The organism is Oligoflexus sp. (assembly GCF_035638955.1).
GTDB lineage: Bacteria > Bdellovibrionota_B > Oligoflexia > Oligoflexales > Oligoflexaceae > Oligoflexus.
Genome location: NZ_DASQYZ010000141.1, coordinates 80,018 through 104,587 on the forward strand (window position 1 = coordinate 80,018; position 24,570 = coordinate 104,587).

Consider the following 24,570-nt stretch of genomic DNA (forward strand, 5'->3'; position numbering starts at 1 on the left):
ACGTGTCGGTATCAGTGTTAGTGAAGCTTACCCCGAGAGGACTTCAGTGTCCTCCCGGGGATTTTTATATTGATCCCTGGGAGAACGTCGACTGTGCTGTGCTGACCCATGCTCATAGCGATCATGCCCGCACCGGCAGCCGGGTCTATCATGCGGTCCGTGATTCGCAGCGTATTCTTGAGCATCGGTTGGGTTCCGAGAATAATTTCATTTGGCATGATTATGGTGAGCGTTTTGCACTGGGTCCTGTCACAGTGTCCTTGCATCCCGCGGGACATATTTTAGGATCAGCCCAGGTGCGCATCGAATATGAAGGAACAGTCTGGGTCGTCACGGGCGACTATAAGCGTCAGCCGGACCCCACCTGTCTTCCCTTTGAAGTTATCCCCTGCGACGGCCTGGTGACCGAGGCCACCTTTGGACTGCCCATTTATGATTGGCCGGACACCGATGACGTCGCTGCACAGGTGCATCAATGGTGGCAAAAAAATCGGGCCCTGGGCCGTAACAGTCTTTTGGGTTGCTATGCCCTCGGCAAGGCGCAAAGGCTGCTCGCGTCTCTGGAAAAATTGACGGATGAACCCATCTACACCCACACAGCTACCGAAAATATGGTGCAGATATATCGAGATCAGGGCGTGACCCTGGCTCCGACTCTGCGCGTTCACGAATCCACTCCCAAGCTGGCAGGAGCCCTGGTCCTGGCTCCGCCTTCCGCCCTGGGCAGTCCCTGGGCCAAGCGCTTTGGTGATGCCGAAACCGGTTTTGCGTCAGGCTGGATGCAGATTCGCGGCAATCGACGGAGGCGCGGCTATGATCGGGGTTTTATTCTCTCGGATCATGCCGATTGGAATGGTCTACTCTCGACCATTACCAGCACCGGTGCCCGCAAAGTTTTAGTGACTCATGGTTACAGCCAGGAACTCTCCAAATATCTTGTGGAACAGGGTCTGGATGCCGAACCCCTGTCCACGCATTTTCAAGGCGAGGGGGATGCTTGAATGCGGCGTTTCCTGACCCTTTTTCAAGAGGTGGATGCCACCACCAGCACGCTGGCCAAACGCGAGGCCCTGGCCACTTACTTTCGTAACGCGCCTGCGACGGATGCAATTTGGGCCCTTTATCTGCTCATGGGACGTAAACAAAAACGGCTCGTCAATCGACGTCTTCTGCAGGATGCCGTTTTGGAAATGGCCGCGGTTTCGCCTTGGCTGTTTGAGGAATGCTATGCGGTGGTGGGCGACCTGGCTGAAACCATTTCACTTCTGGTCCCACAGCGTGCGCAAGGCAATGTGGACGTTTCCCTGCAGGATTGGATGGAAATAAGGCTTCCACAACTGAGTGGGACAACACCCCGGGAACAGGTCGACCTTCTGCAGAGCTGGTGGCGCGAGCATAATCGCGACGAAATCTTTATGATCACCAAACTCATCACGGGTGGCTTTAGGGCCGGTGTTGCGCGTCAGCTGATGATTAAATCCCTGGCCGATGCTTTTGGTCAGGAAGAGCCTTATGTTACCGAGCAGCTTACCGGTGACTGGCCCGTGACGGCGACCTTCATTGAAAGTCTGCGTGAACCTGTGTCCGGTGATGTCAGGATTCCCAGTACGAGGCCCTATCCCTTTTACTTAGCCTCGTCCATTCAGGAGGCCGCGCGTGAGGACATCGATCTTTCGCGTTATGCCATTGAATGGAAATGGGATGGAATTCGCGCGCAATTGGTTCGACGCGGTCCCCTTGTAGCCATCTGGTCACGCGGCGAGGAGTTGATCAGCGATAGCTTTCCGGAAATCGTTCAAGCCGCGCATTTACTGCCCGAGGATTGTGTGCTCGATGGAGAGATGCTGCTGCAGCGGGATGGCAAGATTTTGCCCTTTGCCGAATTGCAGAAACGCATCAGCCGCAAAAAAATCAGTGAGAAAATGCTGGGCACGCACCCTGCGATCTTTCTCGCCTTTGACTGTCTGGAACGCGCCGGCGTCGACCTGCGAGGCGAACCCCAAAGCATACGCCGTGAACACATGGAACAACTTCTCCACAACAGTCCCTCACCCTTCCATGTTTCGCCCCTGCTCCAGGCCAAAAATTGGGAAGAAGCCGCCGAGCTGCGGCAGCAGGCCGAGGTCCGTGGTGGTGAAGGTCTTATGCTGAAGAGCTGGGACGGAGCCTATAAACAAGGCCGCAAACGCGGTGACTGGTGGAAGTGGAAAGTCGATCCCATGACGCTGGACAGCGTGCTGGTCTATGCCCAGGCGGGTCATGGCCGACGGGCCACGCTTTTCACCGATTATACCTTTGCTTTATGGAAGGATGGTGCTTTGGTGCCCTTTGCCAAAGCCTATTCCGGATTAACCGACGCGGAAATTCAGGAACTGGATGCCTGGATCCGGCGCCATACATTGGAACGCTTTGGACCGGTACGATCCGTGACTCCGGAACGGGTTTTTGAGATCGCATTTGAAGGCATTGGTTTATCCAGTCGTCACAAATCCGGTCTTGCGGTGCGTTTTCCGCGCATTCTGCGGGAGCGCTTCGATAAGAAACCTGACGAAGCGGATACCGTCGAACGCGCCCGGGAGTTGATCGATGGCCGCACGCAGGACCTCACATTATCCTGAAGCCCGACTTTGGTCACGCGAGGAAGGCGAGGCCTGGCGTGAGCGTTGGTTTGCCGATCAAAATTGGCGACCCTTGCCGCATCAGAAGCAAGCCTGGGACGCGATTCAAAATCAGGCGAGCGGACTCTTGGAGCTGCCCACCGGCAGCGGTAAAACCTATGCGGTCCTGTTTGGATTCCTGCCTCAGCTCGGGGACGGTCGACGTGGATTGCGCCTGCTCTATATTTCTCCGCTCAAAGCTTTGGCTCGCGATGTGGAACACGCTTTACACAAACCCTGTGCCGATCTTGGTCTGCATCTGCGGGTCGAAACGCGAACGGGCGATACCACCGCCGCTCGCAGACGGCAGCAAAAGTTGCAGTTGCCCGAGATTCTGATCACGACTCCGGAATCACTGGCCTTGCTTTTAACCCAGGATAATTCTGCGTCACTGTTCAGTGAACTGCAGGGCATTATCATCGATGAGTGGCATGAGCTCTTATCGAGCAAACGCGGATCTCTGCTGGAACTCTGCCTGAGTCGGGTGCGTAGCCTTGCATCTGGGGCTCGGACCTGGGCCCTGAGCGCCACGTTACCCAATCATGAGGAAGCAGCACTGGCGGCCTGCGGTGTGGGCTCGCAACCTCTTCTCATCACCGGGCTGCCGCCGCGCAACATTCAAATGCGAACCCTTCTGCCAGGCCCTGAGGATCGTTTACCGGGGGCGGGTCACATCGGTCTGCGCATGCTGCCTCAAGTTGCAACATTTTTGGATCCGGCTTTTTCCACCCTGATCTTTACCAACACCAGGTCACAGGCCGAGCGCTGGCATGAGGGCCAGCTGATGATTCGACCGGAATTAGAGGACCGCATCGCTCTGCACCATGGTTCCCTGGATCCCAAAACCAGGGAGCAGGTGGAACACGGCGTCAAGGAAGGGCAGATCCGTTTTGTGGTGTGCACCTCATCCTTGGATTTGGGTGTGGATTTTCCAGAAGTCGATCGGGTGGTGCAAATCGGAACCCCGAAATCGATCAGTCGCCTCATTCAAAGGGCCGGGCGCTCCGCTCACGCCCCCGGGAAAGATTCGGAACTCCTTTTCGTGCCGACTCATAATTTGGAACTGCTTGAGATTGCCGCCTGTCGTCGCGCGCTTCAGGCAGGATTTATCGAACCACGCACACCTCGCGAACAGCCTTTGGATGTCTTGATTCAACACGTGGTCAGCTGCGCCATGGGTGGGGGTTTTCAGGCGGATGCTTTGTATCAAGAGGTTTGCACGGCCTATGGCTTTCGCCAACTGACCCGGGAAACATTTGATTGGGTGCTACGCTTTGTGGTCGAGGGAGGTGATGTTCTGAAAGCCTATCCTCAGTATTGCCGGGTGGTCCTGGAGAGTGAAACGTTTGTGGTCAAAGACCGCAGCATTATGCAAAGGCATCGGCAGAATATCGGCACCATCCTTTCCGATTCCAGCATGATTGTGAAAATGGGACGTCGCACGCTCGGCATGATCGAGGAAAATTTTGCGGCACGACTCCGTAAAGGCAACCGCTTTCTTTATGCGGGCCGCTGGATGGAGGTCGTGAGCATCGCTGATCTTACGATCTATACACGGCTCAGTAAAAAAGCCGGGAACGGTCTTATTCCCACCTGGTTGGGACAGAAGCTGCCCTGGTCACCGCTTCTCAGTACCTTTATGCGGGAGGTGGTCGAACAGCTGGCCTATGGGTCCGATTTAAGCGATGATCCCGAACTCAGTGTTTTAAGCGCGGTCTGCCAGGCGCAGAAAAAAATTTCACTCTGGCCGCACGCGGGTGAAATTCTCGCTGAAATCACCGGAAGTCGCGAAGGCGAACACTTTTTTATTTTCCCGTTTGAGGGTCAGGCTGTTCACGAAAGTCTCGGTATGCTCCTGGTTTACCGCATGAGTCGACTGCTGGCCGCCACCTTTTCTCTGGCCAGCAATGATTATGGCTTGGAAATCGTCAGCTCCATTCCGCTGCATTGGGAGCGCGATTTGGTTCACGGTCTCTTGACCACCGAGAATATGTACCAGGATCTTGAAGCCGCGCTGAACCAGACCGAGCTGGCTCGACACAAATTTCGTGGCATTGCCCGGGTGGCCGGTCTTGTGCATCAGAACCTTCCAGGTCGTCGGCATAGCAACAGACAGGTGCAGAGCAGCAGTGGTTTGCTATTCGACGTTCTCAAGCGATTTGATACCGGCAATCTGCTCGTTCGTCAGGCTGAAGTTGAAGTCATGGAAGATCAATTCAATTGCGCCGGGCTGCAGAGGGTCCTCCTTAAATTACAGTCCACGCCGATCCGCTTTCAAACGACCCGCAACTTTTCGCCCCTGGCTTTTCCTCTTTATGTGGAGCGGGTGAGTGCACAGATATCATCGGAACAACTCGCCGATCGTATCGAAAGGATCAAGAATTCATGGAAACAGCCCAGCGGGAAATCCGCGGCGAAATCTTCACGTTCCTCCCCGAAAAAGCCGTCCACTGGCCTGGGCGCCGAACTCTGATGGTCGCTGATCTGCATTGGGGCAAGGCCGAGATTTTTCAGATGGCAGGCATTCCGGTGAGTAGCGCCATACTCCTCGAGGACCTGAGCCGACTGCGCAGGATGATCGATGGTTTGCAGGTGCAGCGGCTGGTCTTGCTTGGTGACCTGATGCACGGCCCCCAGGGCATGACACCTGAAGTTCAGGAAACTGTTCGGGTATGGCGTGACTCCATCTCAGCGGAAATTCTTTTTATCCGGGGCAATCATGATCGGCACGTGATCCTGCCACCCGGGTGGCGCATGGGTATGGTGAGCGAGCTTTACCAGGACGGGTCCTTTGTCTTCAGCCACCACCCGCAGAATCAACGCTCGACCTTTACCTGGTGCGGGCATCTGCATCCGGTCGTGAACGTAGGCCCTCGCAACGATCGTCTGCGTTTGCCTTGTTTTTGGCTGCAGAATGGCTGTGGAATTCTACCCTCCTTTGGTTCCTTTACCGGCGGGGCTCCCATTCGTCCGGGACGAAGCGATAGTGTCCTGGCCATAGCCGAGCAGTCAGTTTTTGTCTGCAGTAAGGGAATTCCTACTGGGAAATAAGAAAGCGGGGTCACTGTTTTAGCCTTTTCGGTCGAAAAGGGAAGCAGAGGCAAAGTCTTGAAGTATTTCATCAAAACCTTCTTAATCTTCGGCGTCGCATGCCTATGCGCTGGTTGGGTATTTCCTCCAGTTTTTGCTGAAATGGATCACGACGCGCTCGCCCTGGATAAAGCTGAAAACCTTGTCTACGCAGACCCGCATAAGGCTGTCGAAGTCTATCAGAATATCTTTTCCAAAACCTCCCCCGAGACGAATCTGAAGGTCTGGCTGCGGGCTGCCCAGAAACTGAATGCCGCCTATTTTCACATCAATGATCTGACAGAAGTCCCCAAGGTTCTCGCCCAGGTCCTGGATCGATCCGCCCAGGCCAGCGAGCCTGAACTTCATGCCCAGTTCTTGATTCAGCAGCACAGCTTTCTCTTCAGCAAAGGGGATTTCACCGGCGCGCTCGCTGCACTGGAAAGCGCACTCCGGGCTGCAAAAGCCTCAAACTCTGCCACAACTCTGGCGCTGGTTCAGATGTATCAATCCCGGGATGCGCAACGCAATGGACATACGGATGTGGCTACCGTCCTTCTGCATCAAGCTCTGGTTACGCTCAAAAATTCTCCCCAGGATGCACGGTATTACGCGATGCTGAATAACATTGCCTTTTTCCTGGCCGACTTGAACGGACAGAACCTGGGCGAGTCACTGCAGATTTTCGCGGAAATCACCGAGTATTTTGATCGTCACAATTTGCATTTTCTTGGTTCCATTGCCTATGAAAATTATGCGAATAGTCTGGTCCAGGTCGGGAAGCTGGATGAGGCCGTACGCTCCTATCAAAAATCCTTAAAACATGCTGCCGCGATCAAGGATGAATTTGGAATTGCCGGGGCCACCCGAGGCATGGGCGCGGTCTATCAAAAACAAAAGCTGTATCAGAAGGCCCTTGACCAGTACAAGATGGCCCGACCAACCATCGCCCAATATGACGACCAGCTTGGTCTGGCTGAAATTGATACGTCCATGGCCCGAGCCCATTTGGAGCTGGGCCAGGTCGAGGACGCATCGAAGCTGGCACGGAAATGGAAATCGTATATTGAGGCAAAAACCAATCTGGATCTGGTGGCAACTTATACGCAGCTGGAAGCTGAGATCCTGGAAAAAAGTGGTCGCATCCCGGAAGCCATGCGTTCCTTTAAAAGGCTCACCGAGCTGCAGCGTGATATGTTTGACAGCAAAAAGCAGGAACTGACCAACCGCTACTATGCAGAATTCGAAATGGAGCGACGCAACCAGCAGAACCTCATGCTGGAACACACCAACCACCTTCAGTCCATTGAAATCGATAATCAGACCAAAATCACCAGTATCACCCGTCAGGCTCTGACAGCGGCCGTCGTTGCTATTATGGTGCTGGCCTTCAGCTTCTATCGAGTACAGCTAAGCCGGCGCAAGATTGAAAGTCTGCAGCGTTACATCGAAACCAATGTGTTGCAGCGCTTTCTGCCGCCGGAGCTGGTGCAGGAAATCCTCACAGGTCAATCCAGACTCGACGATCGAACGAAAAACGAACAGGTCACCATTCTCTTTGCTGATCTTTGCCAGTTCACCCGCGCAACCGATAGACTGGGGCCTGAAACCATCTCCCATATTCTCAATGACTTTTTCATCAACATGACCGATGTGATCTTCGCCGAGCGTGGCACCATTGATAAATTTATCGGCGATGCCATCATGGTGATCTTCGGTGCGCCCAGCGCGCTGCCACCGGATGAACAGGCTTTGGCCGCCGTTCGGTGCGCCCGCAAAATGCAGGATAAACTGGTTGAATTGAATAAAGTGTGGGAACTAAGCGAAGGTCAACATTTTGAAATGCGCATTGGCATTCATCAAGGTCAGGCTGTGGTCGGAACCTTTGGCGGCAGCAAGCGCTCCGACTATACAGTGGTCGGCACCAGCGTGAATATCGCCGCTCGGGTGGAAGGCATCGCAGCGCCAAATTCCATTATGGTCACTGACGCCATTACCCCCTTTCTGAATGCGGCTGAATACACGCTTTGCGGCACCTACCGTCTCCGCGGTCTCGAAATGGAAATCCCCCTGTATAAAGTTGCTCAGATGCCGCAGGGTCTTGCCGCTTTGGTACGCGTCTCATAATAAGAATGATAATTCCTCGGGGTAAACTTGGACGTGGGTATAAAGAATCGCGGCGCGAGGTCAAATCCTGACGACGTCCGATAGCATTGAAATACCGGAAGGTGGAATGCCACCACTGGCAGCGAGAGCCGCTGCCAGTCATACGTTTCTTGGAATGATCTTAAGCTCGGGCTGCGTTTCCAACGCGTGTGTGATTATGGTCATCCGACTTGCGGCGCAAGCCGGCTAGCCCTGCAAGGCCAAGCAGTCCAAGCCAGCCTGGATTGAAACCACGGTCATTGTCGCGGTCTGTATCAGGGGCGTTCGTGGTAGTCGTGTCACCGCTTTGCGCCTGAGCGGTAAGCGCGACGCCGCTAAGGCCAGCAACAAGGACAGCTGTTTTCAAAATTGCAGCGGAAAACTTCATAATTTTAACTCCCAAAAGTGTATGAATCAGGCTATGAACCTGCCGCTCATCTCAATGCAAAATGCTATCCAACCAAGCTGGAGCGCGTTGACTTTCTTGTAAGATGGATTTGATTGCGTCCATCAGGCTTGGGTGGAAACTTGTGCAGAGCCATGGCCACCCAACTTCTCAGCTCGTCGCGGCGTTTATACTCTACGTTCTATTCCCTGAAATTCAGAAGAGGCGGGCGCGTGGACTCGAGGCGAAAACGTTTCAAAATTTTCGGCGATGGCCGTCGTTGCAAAAGAAATTTTTCTCATTGGCTTTGGTTTGGCCGGACATCAAAATTCCCGTCTGAGGTTTCGTAATTCGTCATCGATGTCCTCAACATCATGCTATCAACACAAAGTCGATGCTTTCACGATATACGCACATTGTTATGGCGATAATGCAAGCTATCCCTCGTGAATAGTGCTATAGTTCACGAAGAATAAGATTGATAACAAGTCGTACGTTCACTTTCTGGGTCTCTATGAAGACCATCCACGATGTGAACAAGAAAGACATCCGATGTCCCGAAGTCGTGTATTACCCTCCGCATTGAAACCCTTACTGATCAAGTTTTTAACCGCTTGCGCCCTGGCGACGTTTGTCGGCGGCTGCGAAGACGACAATGATAGCCAATCCTCAGTTATCACGGCGAGCTTAGCCACAGTTGATGCCACTGTTCCTATCGATGCAGCGACCAATGTTGCTATCAATCGAAAAGTAGCTGCCACTTTCAGTATAGCCATGAGCCCAACAACACTGACTGCCGCAACCTTCATCGTTTCGGGGCCCGATGCAGCACCGCTGCCAGGCACCGTAGCTTACGAAGAAGCCAGCAAAACGACGGTTTTTACACCGACAAACAATTTCTCAGCCAATACTCTCTATAAAGCGACCCTTACAACGGGCGTCAAAGACCTGGAAGGTCATGCGCTGCCAAGCGATCATGTATGGACCTTCACCAGCGGGTCAACATCGGACGGCACAGCTCCAAGCATACATTCCACCCTCCCGATTGCTGGCGCTGTCGGTGTCGCGATCAATGGGCCTATCAGTGTTGTGTTTGATGAAGAAATGGACCCAACAACCCTCAATGCAAACACATTCTCCTTGAAGGGCACAGGATCTGCAGCTATTGCAGGTACGGTCACATATACGGCAACCAAGATAACCTTCACCCCGACGGCTAATCTGTCCAGTAATACCCTGTTTACCGGCACAGTGACCACGGGTGTCAAGGACCTATCAGGAAACCCCCTGGCCAACGCCTATACTTTGAGCTTTACCACGGGTTCAACAGCAGCCTTAGGGCCAGCACCGGTCATCCTTGGAACATCTGGTGATTATGTTGTCCTGGCGAAATCCGCGGTTTCAGTGACGGGCGCCACGTCCGTTGTCGGTAACATTGGCTTAAGCCCTGCTGCCCAGAGCTACCTGACCGGCTTTTCCGAAACATTGGACGCCACCAATGTGTTTGCGACATCAAGTCTTGTGACAGGACAATTGTTTGCTGCTGACATGGCAGCACCAACCCCATCCAAGCTCACGACTGCGATAGGCAATATGGAAACGGCTTATACCGATGCTGCGGGACGATCGCTGCCAGACTTTACGGAGCTGGGAGCAGGAGATGTGAGCGGGAAGACTTTGGCTCCTGGACTCTATAAATGGGGCACAGGCTTGCTCATGGCCACCGATGTCACCATTTCGGGTTCCGCCAATGATGTTTGGATCTTTCAAATAGCCCAGGACCTAACAGTCAGCAATGGAGTCAAAGTCATCCTTGCCGGTGGCGCCTTGCCCAAAAACATTTTTTGGCAAGTTGCTGGACAGGTTAAGCTCGGTACCACCGTGCAGTTCAATGGAATCATACTGAGCCAAACCAAGATTGTCCTTGAAACAGGGGCCGTCCTCAACGGTAGGGCCCTGGCGCAAACGGCAGTGACTCTGGACGCGAATGCTGTGACCAAGCCTGCCAACTGAAGTTGGTTCATTCGAAAAGAAACCAGGGGCCAAAGATTTATCTTTGGCTTTTTTCGTTGTGTAGGACAAATTTATCCGAGGGAGATAGGTTTGCTATGCGGAGTTTTGGTCATTTCATCGACTTTTTTCGCCCAGCGGACCAGGTTGCCAAAGTTTTGCAGCAGCTTGGACTCATCTTCCAGCGCAGGGTCTAGCAGGGCCTGAATGCTCATGAAAATCGTAAGATCACATTCTCTAAGGACGGGACCGGAAATAAATTCCGATTTTTCCAGGATCCGGTTTAACATTTCTGCGCCCTGGCTGAGCTGCTGAACGTATTCGCTGTGTTTCATCCCCCCAACCTCGGTGGTTTTCAGGATGGTGCAGGCCCGCATCTTGATGTATTCAATGGCACGTGGAATTTCGTGACTGCTTTTGATGGCAGTGAAGGACTTAACGAAGTTAACGTAGTTTTCTTCCTTAAACCACCGTCCATAGATCACAAGCCAGACCAGCCAGCGTTCAGCCCAATGATCCAAAAACCAAAGCTGGGTCTTTTGCGATTCGTCGGTATTCAGAAAATCCTGACAATTGTGCCGCTCGACCAACCAACTGACGATCTTGTCCGTACCTTCAACATAATTGGTATCGTTGATTCGAATAATAGGCAGCTTTCGCATCAGCGGAGCGACCTTATCCGAAATCTCGGCTTGATTCGAGGTTTTGGGAAAACTGATATCGGCGACATTATAAGGGGCATGCAGATAGCCCAGGAACCTATGGATCTTCGTGCAGCGCACGTAAATGCTGTCACAATTCTGACTTGCGGGCCATTGGTAAAGAACGATATCAGGCGCAGCTTTCGCGAAGATATCACGATCTTCGGCTTGAGCCGGCTCCGATTTTTCAGCTTTTTTAACAGCTGCCATACACCGTTCCTTTCATACCCTTTCTGGATCGGTCGATTGCGCCCAATTATTGAGCTTCCCAGAAATCACCCATGGGTTGCGACTTCCTTACAAAAAGTAGGAATTCTGGCCAAAATTTCCAACCAGGGGGCTGCAGAAGCTGACCCTGGTCCCGGTTACAGCCCCAGGCTAACATATCCCTATCCGGCGTATAGAGTGAGGTTGGCCATGTTTTATTACTTCGGTTACGGTTCCAACATGAGTATCACATCCCTGAAAGCCAAGGGCGTGGAACCTCTTTCTGCCGAGCCAGCTGTTCTTGATGGCTGGAAGCTGAGTTTCAATATACCGGATTTCTTCCTGATCGAAGGCGGAACAGGGAACATTTCGATGGACGCCAACCATCAGGTGCATGGCATCCTTTACTCCTGTCGTGACGAGCATCTCAAGGTCCTGGATGAACTGGAAGCGATAGGCGTGAATTATAAACGCCTCAAGTTCATGGTCGTAACCTATACCGGACGCACGGTCTCCGCTTATGCCTACGTCGGGATCGAAGAACGACTGAAAGAAGGCTATCAACCCTCGCGCCGCTATCTCAATATCCTGATCCGCGGTGCCGAGCAAATGACGCTGAATCCGGACTATATCAATGTTCTGAAGAGCATTGAAGTCAAGACGGATCCCGTCAACCGACCCTTTCATTTTCCGCCGCGCCCGGCGCGGATTTTTTCCAAAGAGGATTTGAAAACATATCCGCTGCACACCGCGATCGCAGGCGCTGTTTTTGACATGAGCCACGCCCGGCCCGATCACCAGTATCTTCAGGATTTCTTCAAGGGCAAGGACATGACGCTGTTCTTTCTGAAGCGCATGGATTCGAGCGATGGCACAGAATCCTTTGAAGATATTTATAAAGGTCGTATCAGCAATGAACAGCGCCGGTACCTCACCAACTATCTGCACGAATTCGATCGTGAGTATCGTTTTGTTGGGAAGATGGACTATCAGCTGGACCTCAAACGAAAACCGCGGATATCCGACAAAGTCGAGATCAAGCCGTCGGAAAAGGCCTCATCGCATGCTGTGATCGAAAATGCCGAAAAGATGAATCGCTTTTTGGGTCATGAAAATCTGGGCTTTCTCTCGTTTTCACATGGATTCATGCCCCTGCATCACCCCCAAAAAAAAATGCCGGCTGATTTTCAGCCTTGGGATGATCTGATCCGTAGACTGCCCGATCTTTATGGAAATCTGCAGCTTCGCAAGGAAATCCGCAACCTCCCCATTCTCCAAGCCAGCGAGGAACGATTAAGCGACGCCTATCTGCTCCGCGCCGGGGCCATCCTTGCGATGCTGGCTCATGCCTATGCGTATGTGGAAACCGACGGTCCTCAGGACCCGCCACCCTCGATCACCCAGCCCTGGACTGATGTGCGTCGGCGTCTGGGTCGTGACCAGGAAGTCCTCTCGTACATCGATCTTATCGTGTACAACTGGAGGTTAAGGCAGGCGGATGCGGCCAATCCATTTCGGGTCGAGAACATGGCCCTCCTGATGCCGACTGTGAACAATAAGGAAGAGCAGAATTTTTATCTGACGCAAACCGAGATCCTCGCCCAATGCGCTCCGATCATCGGCGCCATCGCCCGGGGTCAGGAAGCGTTGAAAACAGACAGCCGGAGCGTGCTGGAAGATGAGCTGGTCACGATCCTGAAGTGTCTGAAGCATGTGGTTCAGGTTTCTCTCCTTAAAATCAATCCCAATCCCGTCAGCAGCAGTCATGTGGATCCCGTGATATGGGCCAAGACCGTGGCGCCATTTGCCGTTCCCTTGAAGCCAGGAGTCCAGGGTCCCAGTGGGACATCCTCGCCCATCTTCAACCTTATGGATACGTTCTTCGGGCGCCAGAAGCATGAAACGTTTCTGGGCAAAGAGATCAAAAGTCTTCGCAGTGGTTATCCTCCTTTTTGGCAGGATTTCCTCGAAGCGGTGGCCTCAACTTCGGTACCCGAATATATTCGTTCCTCTGACGATCCCAATCTGCAGGCCCTGCTTCGGGAAGCGTTCGAACTTTATGCAGGCCCCAATGGCTTTTTGGGGCGCCACCGCCTGAAGGTTTATGGCTATCTTGAGATTGCCTTCAAGGTCGGACGCAGTGTCACCATTGGTGGTTTTTCAGGACTCTTCAAGGATCGGACCTGGGATCAGGTGGATTCTGAACTCGAATATTCCCGTCTGGAAAGGCAGGAGTCGTTTCCGAGCAGCTGTCACTACGGTTATATCAAAGCGGTGGGTCAAACCCATCACTCAGGACCCGAAAACGTCAAACATGTGGTGATCGACGTCTCCGGAGCCGGAATCCACTACAGGCCCGGTGACCGCTGCGGGATACTACCCGAAAATTCGGATCAACTGATCGAGCGCACGCTGGCGGCCCTCGGCGCCAACGGCAGCGAATCCATTCGCTTGACCGAGGAGTGGATCAAGGCTGCCCATCTGCGGCATGGCTTTGCCCAATCTCATACCTTGAGTCTGCGTGATTTTCTTCGCTTTGCCAAAATTCGACCCGTCGTCCCGCGCCTTGCGGAAGCCCTGCATGCCATCTCGCAAAATAAAGCTCTGGCTCAGGCCATCAAAGGTCAGACCACGTCACGCTGGGAACTCTGGGATCTTTTGATTTTTCTGCGATCCGAAGGTTTTGATCCGAGTCGACTCTGGACCAGTGATTACCATTCACCTATGTATATCGCCCGTGTGGTTCCACCCGAACAGTTCCGCATGTATTCCATTTCATCGGCACTGGAATCGGGTGAAGCGGCCACGGAAATTCATCTGACCATAGGGCGCCTTCGCTATCAGTCCGATGGTAAATCAGGTGAATCCGATGTGGAACGATTGGGTACGGCTTCAAACTTTCTAGCCACAAGTCACGGCCGCAAGGCGCCTCTTTCCATCACTATCGATCATCCCCCACGCTTCAGCCTGCCCGAAGATCACACCACGCCCATCATTATGATCGCTGGCGGAACAGGCTTTGCTCCCTTCCGCAGTTTCATCGCGCGCCGGATGCAGCAAAAGGAGAGTGGTCCCTGCTGGATTCTGCTCAGCCTTCAGTCGCGGGATTTCTTCTATTATCAGGACGACCTGCTGCCCGGTCTCGCCAGTGGCATGATCAAACTCGACACCCTGTTTTCCCAGGAAGATGCGCGTCCTGTGTTTCAAAAACTGTCGGCGAACCACGGAACCTTCACTTATCACGAAAGCCCACGCGGTCACATCCAGGATCTCCTGCTCGATAAGGCTAATGCGGCCCAGCTCTGGCGCATGCTGCAAAGTCCCGAAGAAGGCGGTCAGGGGGCTTATCTTTACATCTGCGGCCGAACCCGATTTGCCAAAAGCATCCACAATGCCTTGAAAACAGCCTTCTCGGACTTTTTCGAAGGCAACATCGATCAGCGGATGGCAGCATCGCATGAAAGCCTATGCCGCATCGCGGCCGAGGGTCGCTTCATGCAGGAGATTTTCACGCATGCCCGATCCTGGGATACCGATCGCAAGGCGTATAACATTTCGGATGTAGTGGATCGCAATTCAGAAGATCAGGGCTACTGGATGATCATTGATGGCGTTGTCTACGACGTCACAGATTTTATTGGTCTGCATCCGGGCGGTCATAGCGTTCTGGTCAATTACTGTGGTCTGGATGCGACGCAAGGCTTCATGAGGGTCCATCAGGGTCATTCGGAAATCGAAGCCATGCGCGATATGTATGAAATTGGTGTGGTGCGGCAACTGGATTTTAAGGGAGCCTCCCGGACTGTGAGTTTGCGTGGTGCGCAGTCCGTGGTCGGATTATCGGCACTCTATCGAAAATGGATCGACATTCTCTATCTGGTCGTGGAAATGGAGAATGCTCAGAATCTTGATCAGTCCCTGCAAACCAGCCAGGCGACCCTTGGGGACACAGCGACTGACCGCAGCCTCTATAAGGTGCAAAGGTCGATTGAAACCCATCAGCGCTTCATTCAGTCCTATGCCCATGAATTGGGCGGCCGACCCTTTATTGAAATCTGGGAACTGACCAGCGGCATGGCATCCACTGGTAGCGAACAGCTTTGGATGCAGGATGTGATCATGGCTATCCACGAAGGCCTGGATGCCAAGTTTCCCGTTGCGCTGTCAAGCGCCATGCAGACTCTGCTGGCGGAACTGATCGATCAAAGCAGTACTGCGGATGATCCGAGACGCCAGACCTTGAACCTGGCCTGTACGCAGATTGAAAGTATGGATAAGCGTTTGCTGCTCACCATCAAAAAAGGCTTGAAGCGCGGGATTGAGATTTTTGAAAGGTTTCAATCCAGGACCCTGGAAGAAGGGGGCCAGGGGCTGCTGGCAGAGCTTCGGCAGTTCCCAACAGCCTTTGAAACCTATTATCGGGAGGCCCGCAATTTCTTCCACGAGATGGGTTGGAAGCGTGAACACGATGGCAACCTCCTGGATATCAGGCCCTGGCAGCCGGAAAAAATCAATGTTCTTATGACTGATATTTACTGGACGTTCGAGGAACACCCGCTCGAAAAAATCGTCATCTTGCGGCGAACCCCCACGCCGGTCAATGCGATCGCTGAACTGATTGCGAGCAACGAGCGCATTATATCCTTGATGCAGACGCAATACGTCAGCTACGGAGTCATTGTCGACATGCGGCAGGCCTCGCAGAGGAACGATCCGGATTTTGAAAACGCCATGCTGAAGCTCCGCCTGGCGGTTGCAACCAGTTTTGCCCGAGTGGCCGTTCTGCTGGAAAGTGCCACCGGCGTTCTGCAGGTGAACCGCATCGGACGTAATGATGGCGCGGAAACCTTTGCCACCATGAATGAGTTCGCCGCGGTCAAGTTTGCCAGGGGGGCCGCCTAAACGGGTTATGGAAAAGGGGTATGAGGAAATACCCTTTCAAAAATGCCGGGATTGATGGATATTATGGAGCAGCTGACCCAGGTGGCAAATCCATAGTTCATAAAGGATTCACATGAAACTTTATCATTCTCAAGGCGCATGTTCCCTGGCCCCTCATATTGCGCTCCAGGAAGTTGGAGCTAAATTCAGTCTGGAACCGGTCAACCTCAAGACCAAGACCTGGCGTGATGGTGATTACACCAAAGTGAACCCCAAAGGTCAGGTTCCTGCTCTGCAGTTGGATAGTGGTGATCTCCTTACCGAGTGCGCTGTGACCCTGCAGTATATTGCCGATCTGAAGCCTGAAGCACAGCTGCTGCCCAAAGCCGGCACCACCGAACGGTGGAAAGCACTGGAAGCACTCAATTTCGTAGCCACTGAAGTGCACAAGGGTTTCGGACCTTTATGGAATCCTGCGACACCGCCTGAGTTCAAGGAGGTGACGAAGCAAACGCTTGGGAAAAAATTTGATTATCTTGCTCAGCGCGTCGCGGGTGGTAAATTTATGCTGGGTTCTCAATACAGCGTGGTGGATTCCTATCTCTTCACGGTCCTGAACTGGAGCCCCGTGCAAGGGATTGATCTCAGTAAATGGCCGGAGCTGGCTGGTTACATGGAACGCGTCCGAAATCGTCCCGCCGTCCAGGCTGCATTAAAAGCCGAGGGGCTGATCAAATAGCAGAAGACGCCCTTCGATGGCTCGACAATGAAGACAAGGCTCCATAAGGGAGCCTTTTTTATTTCCTCCCGATGACCATCCAAAATGCCAAGGGTAAAACTGTCTATAAACCCGGCACAGGCAGGACTTGTCAAATAAAATCGCTGAATCTATTCTTAAAGCAGTCCGCTAGAAATTGAATCCAATCATGCAAAAGAACGAGTTCTCTCGTGACATCTTCTTTACGAGGAAGACCATATGAGTAGCCGCTCCAGAAAACCGAAAAAAGCCGATGCCAAACCCAAGACTGTGGATTTCAATCTGACGCCTCAGGGATTTTTGATCAAAAGCTCAGGTCAGCAGGGCAGTGTGGAATTTTTCGATAAAAAGTTTTCAGATTATCAGCACCAAATGAAAACCATGGACCCTGATTATGCGTATGCAACTGCCATCAACAAAATCAAAGTTGTTTTGGATGAAATCAGCTTAAATAATAGAAGACCGATATCCTGCCGAGCGGGTTGCTCGGCCTGTTGTCATTCCAAAGTTGATATCGTTCCCTGGGAAGCGGAATTAATTAAGCAGCATGTGGCAGAGAACAACATAAGGTTTGACACGCGGCTCCTGGACATACAATCCGAGGCCTTGAAAGGCGAACCGGGGACTTATGAAAAGCTTCCCTTTGCCGACCGCCGCTGCATCTTTCTGGATGCTGATCAGAAGTGCTCGATCTACAGTGTAAGGCCGTTGATGTGCCGCCGGCATTTCGTGCAGAGTGATCCATCCTTCTGCAAAACCGAGGAATTCGCTCGCATTGAAATCGACGTGAATCCGGATGTGGATGCCTATCTTTCGGCTTACGTGACACACAATGCCACCGTACCCCTGCCTGCTTTCATTCAGGAACAACAAGCCAGCTTTAACAGCCACACCGAGTTAGCTGATAAGGCAAACTGAGCCAGGCCGGGGCTCTCGATGAGCCTCGCATCCCATAGCATCATCTCACCTTCACGTGATAGACTACCTGCATTCGTTTCTCACTCTTGCTTTTGCCTATCAGGGGTCTCGCGTCCATGAAGAAAATTATTCTGCTGTCAGCTTTGTTGGTGATGTCGTGCCAGCCTCGTAAGGCGAACAAGAGCACGCCCCCTTCGGATCAAACAACCACGTCCCCTGGCGCCGATAGCCCGACCCAACCAGCCGTCAACCCGAATCGCCCGCGCTCGGATGCAGCCCTGGGTAAAAGGTTGCTCGTAGGCTATTGGCATAATTTTGATAACGGCTCGGGTTTTATTCGACTCAAGGATGTGAGTCCAGCTTATGATGTCGTGGATGTGGCGTTTGCAGAAAGCGCGGATAATTCGGCCAAGATGGTTTTCACGCCTTACAAAACCACCGTTGAGGAATTCAAGCAGGATATCGCATCCCTGCAGGCCAAGGGAAAACCCGTTCTCATCTCGGTAGGGGGAGCGAATGCGATAGTTCATCTTGATACTGATGTGAAGAAAAAGAATTTTTATGATTCCATGCATGAGATCATCCGAAACTACGGATTTGATGGTATCGACATCGATCTGGAAGGCGCTTCACTTTTCCTGGATGCTGGAGATACAGACTTTAAAGCACCGAAGACGCCTGCGATTACCAATTTGATCAATGCCGTGCGTGAACTTCATACAGCTTTTGATAAGAAGCTGCTCATCACCATGGCGCCGGAAACATTTTACGTTCAGGTTGGTTTTTCAAGTTATGTTGGTCCCGCCGGCGCTTATCTGCCGGTTATTCATGCGCTGCGGGATATTTTGACTTTCATTCATGTTCAGCATTACAACACCGGCAGCGTGTCCGCTCTGGATGATAAAGCCTACAACGCCGGAACTGCTGATTTTCATGTGGCCTTGGCTGAAATGCTGATCGCTGGGTTTCCCGTCGCTCGCAATGCGGCGGCTGTCTTTCCCGGCCTCCGTCCCGATCAGGTGATCATCGGTTTACCGGCCAACGCCAGCGCCGCGGGCAGTGGCTTTACGGCGAACGCCGAGGTTCAGAAGGCGCTGACGTATCTTATCAAAGGTCAGGGATTTGGTGGCACGTATCAGCTGCGGCAGGCGGCGGGCTATCCTGAATTTCGTGGGCTCATGACCTGGTCCATCAATTGGGATGCGGCCAGCAATTCCGAGTTCTCCAAAGGGCATCGGGCATTTCTGGATACGCTCTAGAGCGCGAGAAGCGCGAGCGTCACCGCTCACGCTTCAATAAGATCACTGACAACTGCAGAAATCAGCCGGACAGAAGCTCGGATTATTGTTGCAGTTGATGTTACACCACGGCGCATCTGCCGCGCTTCCAGGCACCGGCTGGCACACCTTGAGTTTCACCCCGGCACCGGGGGTGGTTTTTTCCAAGGCTGCACTGTCACCGGTACAGCTGCAAAGGTCGATCGGGCAGAAGCTTGGATTATGATTGCAATTCAAATTGCACCACTGATTATCCGCAGCTGCTCCCGGCAGGGCTTTGCATGATTTCTTCCCAACACTGGGATCCTTGCAACCAGGAGTTCCCGCACCTGGATTGCCAGGCGCTGGAGGCGTCACCTTCCCTGGATCGACCGGAGGCTTGGGACCACTGCCGCCATTACCTGGCACAACAGCGCCGGTTCCATTCACCTCAACATCGATGACCTGATAGAACGTGGCTGCTGTGTCACCAACATCCCAAAGAGCAAGGATCACATGATAGCCCTTGCGATCGGGAACGTTGCAATCATGGGTGACATCGAAAGGCGGTCGAATCATGCCGCCGTCAACCACACAAAAAGGATTTAGATCAAAGGAATCACGACGTAAAGGTTGATTTGGATTCCAGTCCGCCTTGGTAATGTAATAACGATAGTCCCGGGTCACATGCGGAGCTGTGAAATGCTAGCTAAAGCTATTGCCTCCGGACTTGATCACGCGCTTTTTCCAGCGGCTTGCCGTCTGTTCATTGAGCGGACTCCAGCTCGCTTGGCCTCCGGCTGCAATCTGTCCATCCGCTGCGCCGCTGCCAGGGAATCCATCCGAGCCTTCGACGCTTTGCGGTTCAAACTGCACGGATCCGCAGTTGGTGTTGCCGCCCTGATTACAAAAGAAGGATCGGGATTCAGGATTATTCACGTAGCCATGGGACAACGCGGGCTGTGAAATAAGAAGTCCTATGAAGGTCAGGGCTGTGCCGAAGCCCAGGGATACGAGGAACTTGGGTTGATGCATAACGGCTCTCTTTGCTTGCTGTTGATGGTGAGAATGAACGGTTATCCATGAGATATGACCTGTTTACTGGAGATCCCAGGCGGCCATCCAGTTGGAACCCGTACCGGGCTCAAATCGAGTTGATGCGGATGACCATTGCTGGCAAAAGCCGCTATAAGGAAACCCTTTACAGCGATAGATCCTGCCATTTTTAGGCTGCAGGACCACGGTGCCATCTCCATAAGTGGAGAGTCCATTGGGGAAAACAAAATCAACAGCGGTTGATGATAGCGTCAAAGCATGGGTGTGGCATTGGGTTTCATCGGATGATGAGACCGAGCTGAGCGATTTTTCATGACTGCACCCTAAAAGGAGTAGGGCCAGCCCAAGGGACAGGACGCAGCTGATGGGAGGAAGTGTTTGCATGGTTTGCCTTTTCTTGCTGAATGAATGGGAGCATCGAAGCCCTATGCAAGATTCATCCACGCTCTCGATCCCGTTTTGCACATCGCCGCGCGCATCAGGTCACGACGACTTCTGAAGTCAGACCTGAGGCTTGACAGATTTATGGTGCAAAAGGATTAAGGCTGTCCAGAGTTTGGAGAGTGTATTTGGGTTTTTCAGAATCAGGGCTATAGCGTTGCAACAGCCTCAACTTAACTCACATGTTTCTTCAAGAAATCCACCGTTCGCGACCAAGCCAGCTTTGCTGCGTTCACGTCATATCGTGGGGTGGTATCATTGTGGAAACCGTGTTGCGCTCCCTCATACAAGTAGTGGGTGTAGTTCACTTTGTTTGCTTTGAGCGCGGCCTCATAAGCGGGCCAACCCTTCACGATGCGTTCGTCCAGGGAGGCATCGTGAATCAGCAAAGCAGCTCGAATCTTGGGAACTTCATCACTGGACGGCTGTGATCCGTAGAACGGCACTGCAGCTTGGAGATCGGATCCCATGCGAACAGCCAGGGTATTGGCGATCTTGCCACCGAAGCAAAAGCCGACGACACCAGGTTTTCCGTTGGAATCCGGACGCGCCTTTAGCCATCGAGCCGCGGCTTCGAAGTCCATTGTCATCTTATCTTCGTCCACTTTCTTAAAGAGTCCCGGCCCTTGTCTTCATCTCCCGGATACCCACCGACGGTCGTCAGCCCATCAGGCGCAAACGCGATGAATCCCTCCGTCGCCAATCGGCGGGCGACGTCTTCGATGTAGGGATTAAGGCCCCGGTTCTCATGCACCACCAACACGACTGGTAGTTTTTTGGATGTTGGGTTTGCAGGGCGCGCCAGGTGTCCGGTGATTTTCCCATTTCCTTGACGCGACTCAACAGTCACTGTTTCGGTTTGAATTCTTTTATCATTCTTGTCGACCTGGATGGCCCAAGCGTAGTTCGGGCGAAGACTTTCCCAGAGGGCGGCCATGGTGAGTCCGCCCACCGCGAACTTTTGAGCCTGCGAAAAGAATGCGCGTCGGTCCATTTCTCCGTGAACAAATTGGTCAAAAAGGTTCCAGAGCTCCTGCGGATAGTCTTGCGAGGATTTGCGGTTCGTCATGAGATCCTCCTTGAGAGGTTTACGCAAAAGGATATGATTTTCATTTCGTTCTTGTCAAAATGCAACTTACCATTTGTGCAATATCTGGCAACCATGAAGGGACTGCTGTGCAGAGCTTGTCATAATAATACCGATAGCCAAGGAAGCTAAGGAGTTCCTGGTCCTGGGTGGGTGCTGGAGGTTGGGCGGAAAAAAAGAATGGCTCTTCGATCAATGCCACTACATCCATCAAGGCTCGCGAGAGGGATCGGCTCTAGCCGTTTTTACTATCCGCTGGATCCCCCAATGGCTCAAAAAGTCCTCCCAAGATAAAAATGAAGTAGGTGGAAATAGGTTGTTTCACCCGATTTGGCAAACTTGTTAACGGTGTTTGATTCGATCTCGTCGCGACGCGATGCATAACGATATGCGATGGGATAAGAGGCTCCAGCCCAGTCGCAACCCAGGGTGAAAGATTCCCACTGCCATTGATTGCCGAGCGCAAACAAGGCATTCTGCCGACTCATGTCGCCGACGTGCAGCCTCACGTTTTCACTTTCGCTCGCTATGAAGTATTCACCCTTTAGATTGAAGTGCTCAAGTCCTGCTCTAAGGTAGAACGAATCGGCAAGAAAGCGCTTCCAATTTACGCTGATGGCAGTGCCACTGACTTCCAAGTGCGTTGTGTTGTCTACGGAATCGAGACGGTAGCCATACCATAATTCATTGGCTGAAAGACGACTCACTCGCACACTTAAAATTTCATTGGGTTCTGAGAAATACGCTGCTTCTCCACTGACTTCGAACAGATTCATGTCGCCTATTCGAAGCGAGGCGCCAGCCCACACACCCGCTTCCTGAGATTGACGGTTAAATTCAGATCGTGCTGAAGTGGGCAACGTCTGTGCCCAGACGTGCGCGCCTGTCCAAAAGCACAGGGTCAAGGCCGAATTCTGCAAGAACCTTCCCATACGAGTCTTCCCTTTCACTTGAACTTCTGAGAGTATCGAATTTTCCTGGTCCGAGACAAAAAGTTCCCATACCCCTCTTACAGGCGCTGTCTATTGTATTCTAAGTATATTACGCTATTAAGACCCTATCCAGCTCTGTTGAAAGGTTATTGAAGAAAAAAGTAAGAAGAATATGATGACCTTATCTCGAATAGGGAGGGTTCATCATGTGCCCATCAGATGCACGCCCAATGACAAAGTCTCCTCTAGCGATCGCTAAATTGGCCTTAAAAATAGGCCAAAGATCCCTTGATACATATTCGTGTCCACAATCCCGTCACGATTTTACCCAAGCTCAGCTTTTTGCGATTCTGGTCCTGAAATCTTTTTTCCGAACTGACTATCGTGGCATCGTCGCCATTTTAAATGATTTGTCCGAGCTCAGGCATGCATTGAAGCTTGATCATACTCCGCATTATTCAACGCTCTACTATGCAGGACAAAGACTCCTGAAAAAAGGGGGTTTGAAATCCTCCCGTCTTCCGTTTTCGATGAAGCAAAAAGACTCGGAATTCTCAAAGGAAAAATCGAGGGTATCGTTGATTCTACAGGAATGGACTCAAGCAATCCCAGCGGATACTATGTGCAACGAACGGGGCAAAAAAGAAGTACATGGCATCGCTATCCAAAACTTAATATCGTCTGTCTTAGCAAGACCCACCTCTGGGCAGGTATGATAGTTACGATGGGACCTACAAATGACTCGCCAGCTTTTGCACCTGCCATGCGCGAGGCTTCGCGCCATATTCATTTCGATCGCGTTTTGGCAGATGCAGCATATGATTCGGAAGCGAACCACTGTGTGTGCAGGAAGGAATTGGGCATAAAGTCGTCAGTGATTCCAGCGCGAAAACGCAACTCTCGAAAATGGCCAACGACAAAATTCAGGCGGCAGATGAAACTACATTTCCCAACGCGAATCTATAGACAACGCTGGCAGGTTGAAAGTGCAATCTCAAGACACAAGAGACGATTGGGGGTGGCTTTGATAAGCAGGAGTTGGCCAGCTCAAATAAGAGAAGCTCAGCTCAGAACATTAACACACAATTTGATGATTGTTGCCTGTCATATCAGATGATAACCTTTCAACAGAGCTGGATAGGCTCTAAGACTGTCCAGGGTTTGGAGGGCGTTCTTTTTTTTCAGAGCCATACATTGGAGGTCCAGCTTTTTTAGGGTAAAAGAGGGTGACTGTAATCCGATGGTCTTGATTCAGGATGAGGCACACCAGTTATGAAACTCGCATTCTTCGACACTCATAGTTTTGATCGCAAAGCCTTTGATGTCAGCAATAGCGCCTTTCAACACCAAATCACCTATTTCGAACCGCGTCTGACCCGAGAGACAGCTCCACTGGCGGCAGGATTTGAAGCGGTTTGCGCTTTTGTCAACGATCGCATCGATCGCGAAACGCTGCAGATCTTAAAGGAAGGGGGCGTAAAGGTGATCGCATTGCGTTCGGCCGGTTTTAACCAGGTCGATATTAAGGCGGCCTCCGAACTCGGCTTGCCCGTCCTGCGCGTCCCGGAATATTCGCCTTATGCAGTGGCTGAGCATGCCGTGGCCCTCATCCTCACCATGAATCGGCGCATCCATCGGGCTTATCACCGTGTGAAGGAGATGAACTTTTCACTTGATGGTCTGGTTGGTTTCGACCTCCACGGCAAAACCGTAGGCATTATCGGGACGGGCCGAATCGGTCGAGCGTTTGCCTCCATTATGCGAGGTTTCGGCTGTCAGGTTCTGGCCTATGATCCTTATCCGAATCAGACTCTCATCGATCAGCTGCAGGTGCGTTATGTGCCGCTGGGCGAACTCTTCACGGAATCGTCGATCATCTCCTTGCATGCGCCCCTGACACCGAAGACCCATCACATGATCGATGATGCTGCATTTCAAGCCATGCGGAAGGGTGTTGTGCTCGTGAATACCAGTCGAGGCGGGCTCGTAGAAACGGCGGCTCTGATGCGGGCTTTGAAAGCTGGCATTATCGGTTTCGCTGCTTTGGATGTGTATGAAGAGGAAGAGG

At 52.3% G+C, this 24,570-nt stretch carries 16 protein-coding genes and 3 pseudogenes; 13 read left to right on the top strand and 6 right to left on the bottom strand.

Going from position 1 to position 24,570, the window contains the following annotated elements; genetic code table 11:
• Nucleotides 1-2: 2 nt before the first annotated feature.
• From VE954_RS13995 to VE954_RS14015, 5 genes are read left to right on the top strand one after another with little or no spacing between them, the layout of a single operon-like run.
• On the top strand, nt 3-1,001 hold the full coding sequence (locus VE954_RS13995; protein ID WP_324953735.1) for a ligase-associated DNA damage response exonuclease: 999 nt from the start codon (nt 3-5) through the stop codon (nt 999-1,001).
• Nucleotides 1,002-2,618: an ATP-dependent DNA ligase gene (locus tag VE954_RS14000; protein WP_324953737.1), complete on the top strand. Its 1,617-nt coding sequence runs from the start codon at nt 1,002-1,004 to the stop codon at nt 2,616-2,618.
• Nucleotides 2,587-5,130 (top strand): ligase-associated DNA damage response DEXH box helicase, encoded by a 2,544-nt coding sequence (locus VE954_RS14005; RefSeq protein ID WP_324953739.1) that lies wholly within the window; start codon nt 2,587-2,589, stop codon nt 5,128-5,130. The genes VE954_RS14000 and VE954_RS14005 overlap by 32 nt, the downstream gene beginning before the upstream one ends.
• Nucleotides 5,043-5,708, top strand: a complete 666-nt coding sequence (gene pdeM, locus VE954_RS14010) for a ligase-associated DNA damage response endonuclease PdeM (RefSeq protein WP_324953741.1) — start codon at nt 5,043-5,045, stop codon at nt 5,706-5,708. The genes VE954_RS14005 and pdeM overlap by 88 nt, the downstream gene beginning before the upstream one ends.
• A 57-nt stretch (nt 5,709-5,765) precedes the next feature.
• Nucleotides 5,766-7,853, top strand: coding sequence for an adenylate/guanylate cyclase domain-containing protein (locus VE954_RS14015; RefSeq protein ID WP_324953743.1), 2,088 nt, complete (start codon nt 5,766-5,768; stop codon nt 7,851-7,853).
• Between the two features lie 160 nt (nt 7,854-8,013).
• On the opposite strand, the gene VE954_RS14020 is transcribed toward VE954_RS14015, so the two are convergent.
• Nucleotides 8,014-8,259, bottom strand: a complete 246-nt coding sequence (locus tag VE954_RS14020; protein WP_324953745.1) for a WGxxGxxG family protein — start codon at nt 8,257-8,259, stop codon at nt 8,014-8,016.
• Nucleotides 8,260-8,808: 549 nt separating this feature from the next.
• Between VE954_RS14020 and VE954_RS14025 the strand changes: the two genes are divergently transcribed.
• The gene (locus VE954_RS14025; protein WP_324953747.1) at nt 8,809-10,269 is read left to right on the top strand and encodes an ice-binding family protein; all 1,461 of its coding nucleotides are present in this window, start codon (nt 8,809-8,811) and stop codon (nt 10,267-10,269) included.
• 71 nt (nt 10,270-10,340) lie between these two features.
• On the opposite strand, the gene VE954_RS14030 is transcribed toward VE954_RS14025, so the two are convergent.
• On the bottom strand, nt 10,341-11,177 hold the full coding sequence (locus VE954_RS14030; protein ID WP_324953749.1) for a hypothetical protein: 837 nt from the start codon (nt 11,175-11,177) through the stop codon (nt 10,341-10,343).
• Nucleotides 11,178-11,384: 207 nt separating this feature from the next.
• Here VE954_RS14030 and VE954_RS14035 point away from each other — a divergent pair, with 207 nt between their 5' ends.
• From VE954_RS14035 to VE954_RS14050, 4 genes are all read left to right on the top strand, one after another.
• The gene (locus VE954_RS14035; protein ID WP_324953751.1) at nt 11,385-16,076 is read left to right on the top strand and encodes a cytochrome b5 domain-containing protein; all 4,692 of its coding nucleotides are present in this window, start codon (nt 11,385-11,387) and stop codon (nt 16,074-16,076) included.
• A gap of 112 nt (nt 16,077-16,188) precedes the next feature.
• Nucleotides 16,189-16,794 carry a glutathione transferase GstA gene (gstA, locus tag VE954_RS14040; protein ID WP_324953753.1) on the top strand — a complete coding sequence of 202 codons (606 nt, stop codon included), beginning with the start codon at nt 16,189-16,191 and terminating at the stop codon, nt 16,792-16,794.
• A 237-nt stretch (nt 16,795-17,031) separates the two neighbouring features.
• Entirely contained in the window at nt 17,032-17,730 is a 699-nt protein-coding gene (locus VE954_RS14045) for a YkgJ family cysteine cluster protein (protein ID WP_324953755.1), read from the top strand.
• Between the two features lie 116 nt (nt 17,731-17,846).
• Nucleotides 17,847-18,989: a chitinase gene (locus tag VE954_RS14050; protein WP_324953757.1), complete on the top strand. Its 1,143-nt coding sequence runs from the start codon at nt 17,847-17,849 to the stop codon at nt 18,987-18,989.
• Nucleotides 18,990-19,031: 42 nt separating this feature from the next.
• On the opposite strand, the pseudogene VE954_RS44245 reads toward VE954_RS14050, so the two are convergent.
• The 4 genes and pseudogenes from VE954_RS44245 to VE954_RS14075 form a co-directional block, all read right to left on the bottom strand.
• Nucleotides 19,032-20,021: pseudogene (locus tag VE954_RS44245) on the bottom strand (lytic polysaccharide monooxygenase).
• A 63-nt stretch (nt 20,022-20,084) separates the two neighbouring features.
• Nucleotides 20,085-20,270, bottom strand: a pseudogene (locus VE954_RS43785) (N-acetylglucosamine-binding protein GbpA); the annotation flags it as partial.
• Nucleotides 20,271-20,656: 386 nt separating this feature from the next.
• Nucleotides 20,657-21,552, bottom strand: a pseudogene (locus tag VE954_RS43790) (dienelactone hydrolase family protein).
• A gap of 290 nt (nt 21,553-21,842) precedes the next feature.
• Nucleotides 21,843-22,490 (bottom strand): hypothetical protein, encoded by a 648-nt coding sequence (locus tag VE954_RS14075; protein WP_324953764.1) that lies wholly within the window; start codon nt 22,488-22,490, stop codon nt 21,843-21,845.
• Nucleotides 22,491-22,708: 218 nt separating this feature from the next.
• On the opposite strand from VE954_RS14075, the gene VE954_RS14080 reads away from it, so the two are divergent.
• From VE954_RS14080 to VE954_RS14085, 3 genes are all read left to right on the top strand, one after another.
• Nucleotides 22,709-23,218 carry a hypothetical protein gene (locus VE954_RS14080; protein ID WP_324953766.1) on the top strand — a complete coding sequence of 170 codons (510 nt, stop codon included), beginning with the start codon at nt 22,709-22,711 and terminating at the stop codon, nt 23,216-23,218.
• A complete protein-coding gene (locus VE954_RS44250; RefSeq protein WP_414699006.1) occupies nt 23,125-23,619 on the top strand; it encodes a transposase in 495 nt (164 codons plus the stop codon). The genes VE954_RS14080 and VE954_RS44250 overlap by 94 nt, the downstream gene beginning before the upstream one ends.
• A gap of 155 nt (nt 23,620-23,774) precedes the next feature.
• On the top strand, nt 23,775-24,570 hold a 796-nt coding region (locus VE954_RS14085; protein ID WP_324953768.1), incomplete at its 3' end, for a 2-hydroxyacid dehydrogenase.

Excerpts from the sequence above, each read along its gene's own strand:
- VE954_RS14000 (WP_324953737.1), top strand. The coding sequence starts at position 1,002 with ATGCGGCGTTTCCTGACCCTTTTTCAAGAGGTGGATGCCACCACCAGC.
- VE954_RS14005 (WP_324953739.1), top strand. The coding sequence starts at position 2,587 with ATGGCCGCACGCAGGACCTCACATTATCCTGAAGCCCGACTTTGGTCA.
- pdeM (WP_324953741.1), top strand. The coding sequence starts at position 5,043 with ATGGAAACAGCCCAGCGGGAAATCCGCGGCGAAATCTTCACGTTCCTC.
- VE954_RS14020 (WP_324953745.1), bottom strand. The coding sequence starts at position 8,259 with ATGAAGTTTTCCGCTGCAATTTTGAAAACAGCTGTCCTTGTTGCTGGC.
- VE954_RS14025 (WP_324953747.1), top strand. The coding sequence starts at position 8,809 with ATGTCCCGAAGTCGTGTATTACCCTCCGCATTGAAACCCTTACTGATC.
- VE954_RS14030 (WP_324953749.1), bottom strand. The coding sequence starts at position 11,177 with ATGGCAGCTGTTAAAAAAGCTGAAAAATCGGAGCCGGCTCAAGCCGAA.
- VE954_RS14035 (WP_324953751.1), top strand. The coding sequence starts at position 11,385 with ATGTTTTATTACTTCGGTTACGGTTCCAACATGAGTATCACATCCCTG.
- gstA (WP_324953753.1), top strand. The coding sequence starts at position 16,189 with ATGAAACTTTATCATTCTCAAGGCGCATGTTCCCTGGCCCCTCATATT.
- VE954_RS14045 (WP_324953755.1), top strand. The coding sequence starts at position 17,032 with ATGAGTAGCCGCTCCAGAAAACCGAAAAAAGCCGATGCCAAACCCAAG.
- VE954_RS14050 (WP_324953757.1), top strand. The coding sequence starts at position 17,847 with ATGAAGAAAATTATTCTGCTGTCAGCTTTGTTGGTGATGTCGTGCCAG.
- VE954_RS14080 (WP_324953766.1), top strand. The coding sequence starts at position 22,709 with ATGTGCCCATCAGATGCACGCCCAATGACAAAGTCTCCTCTAGCGATC.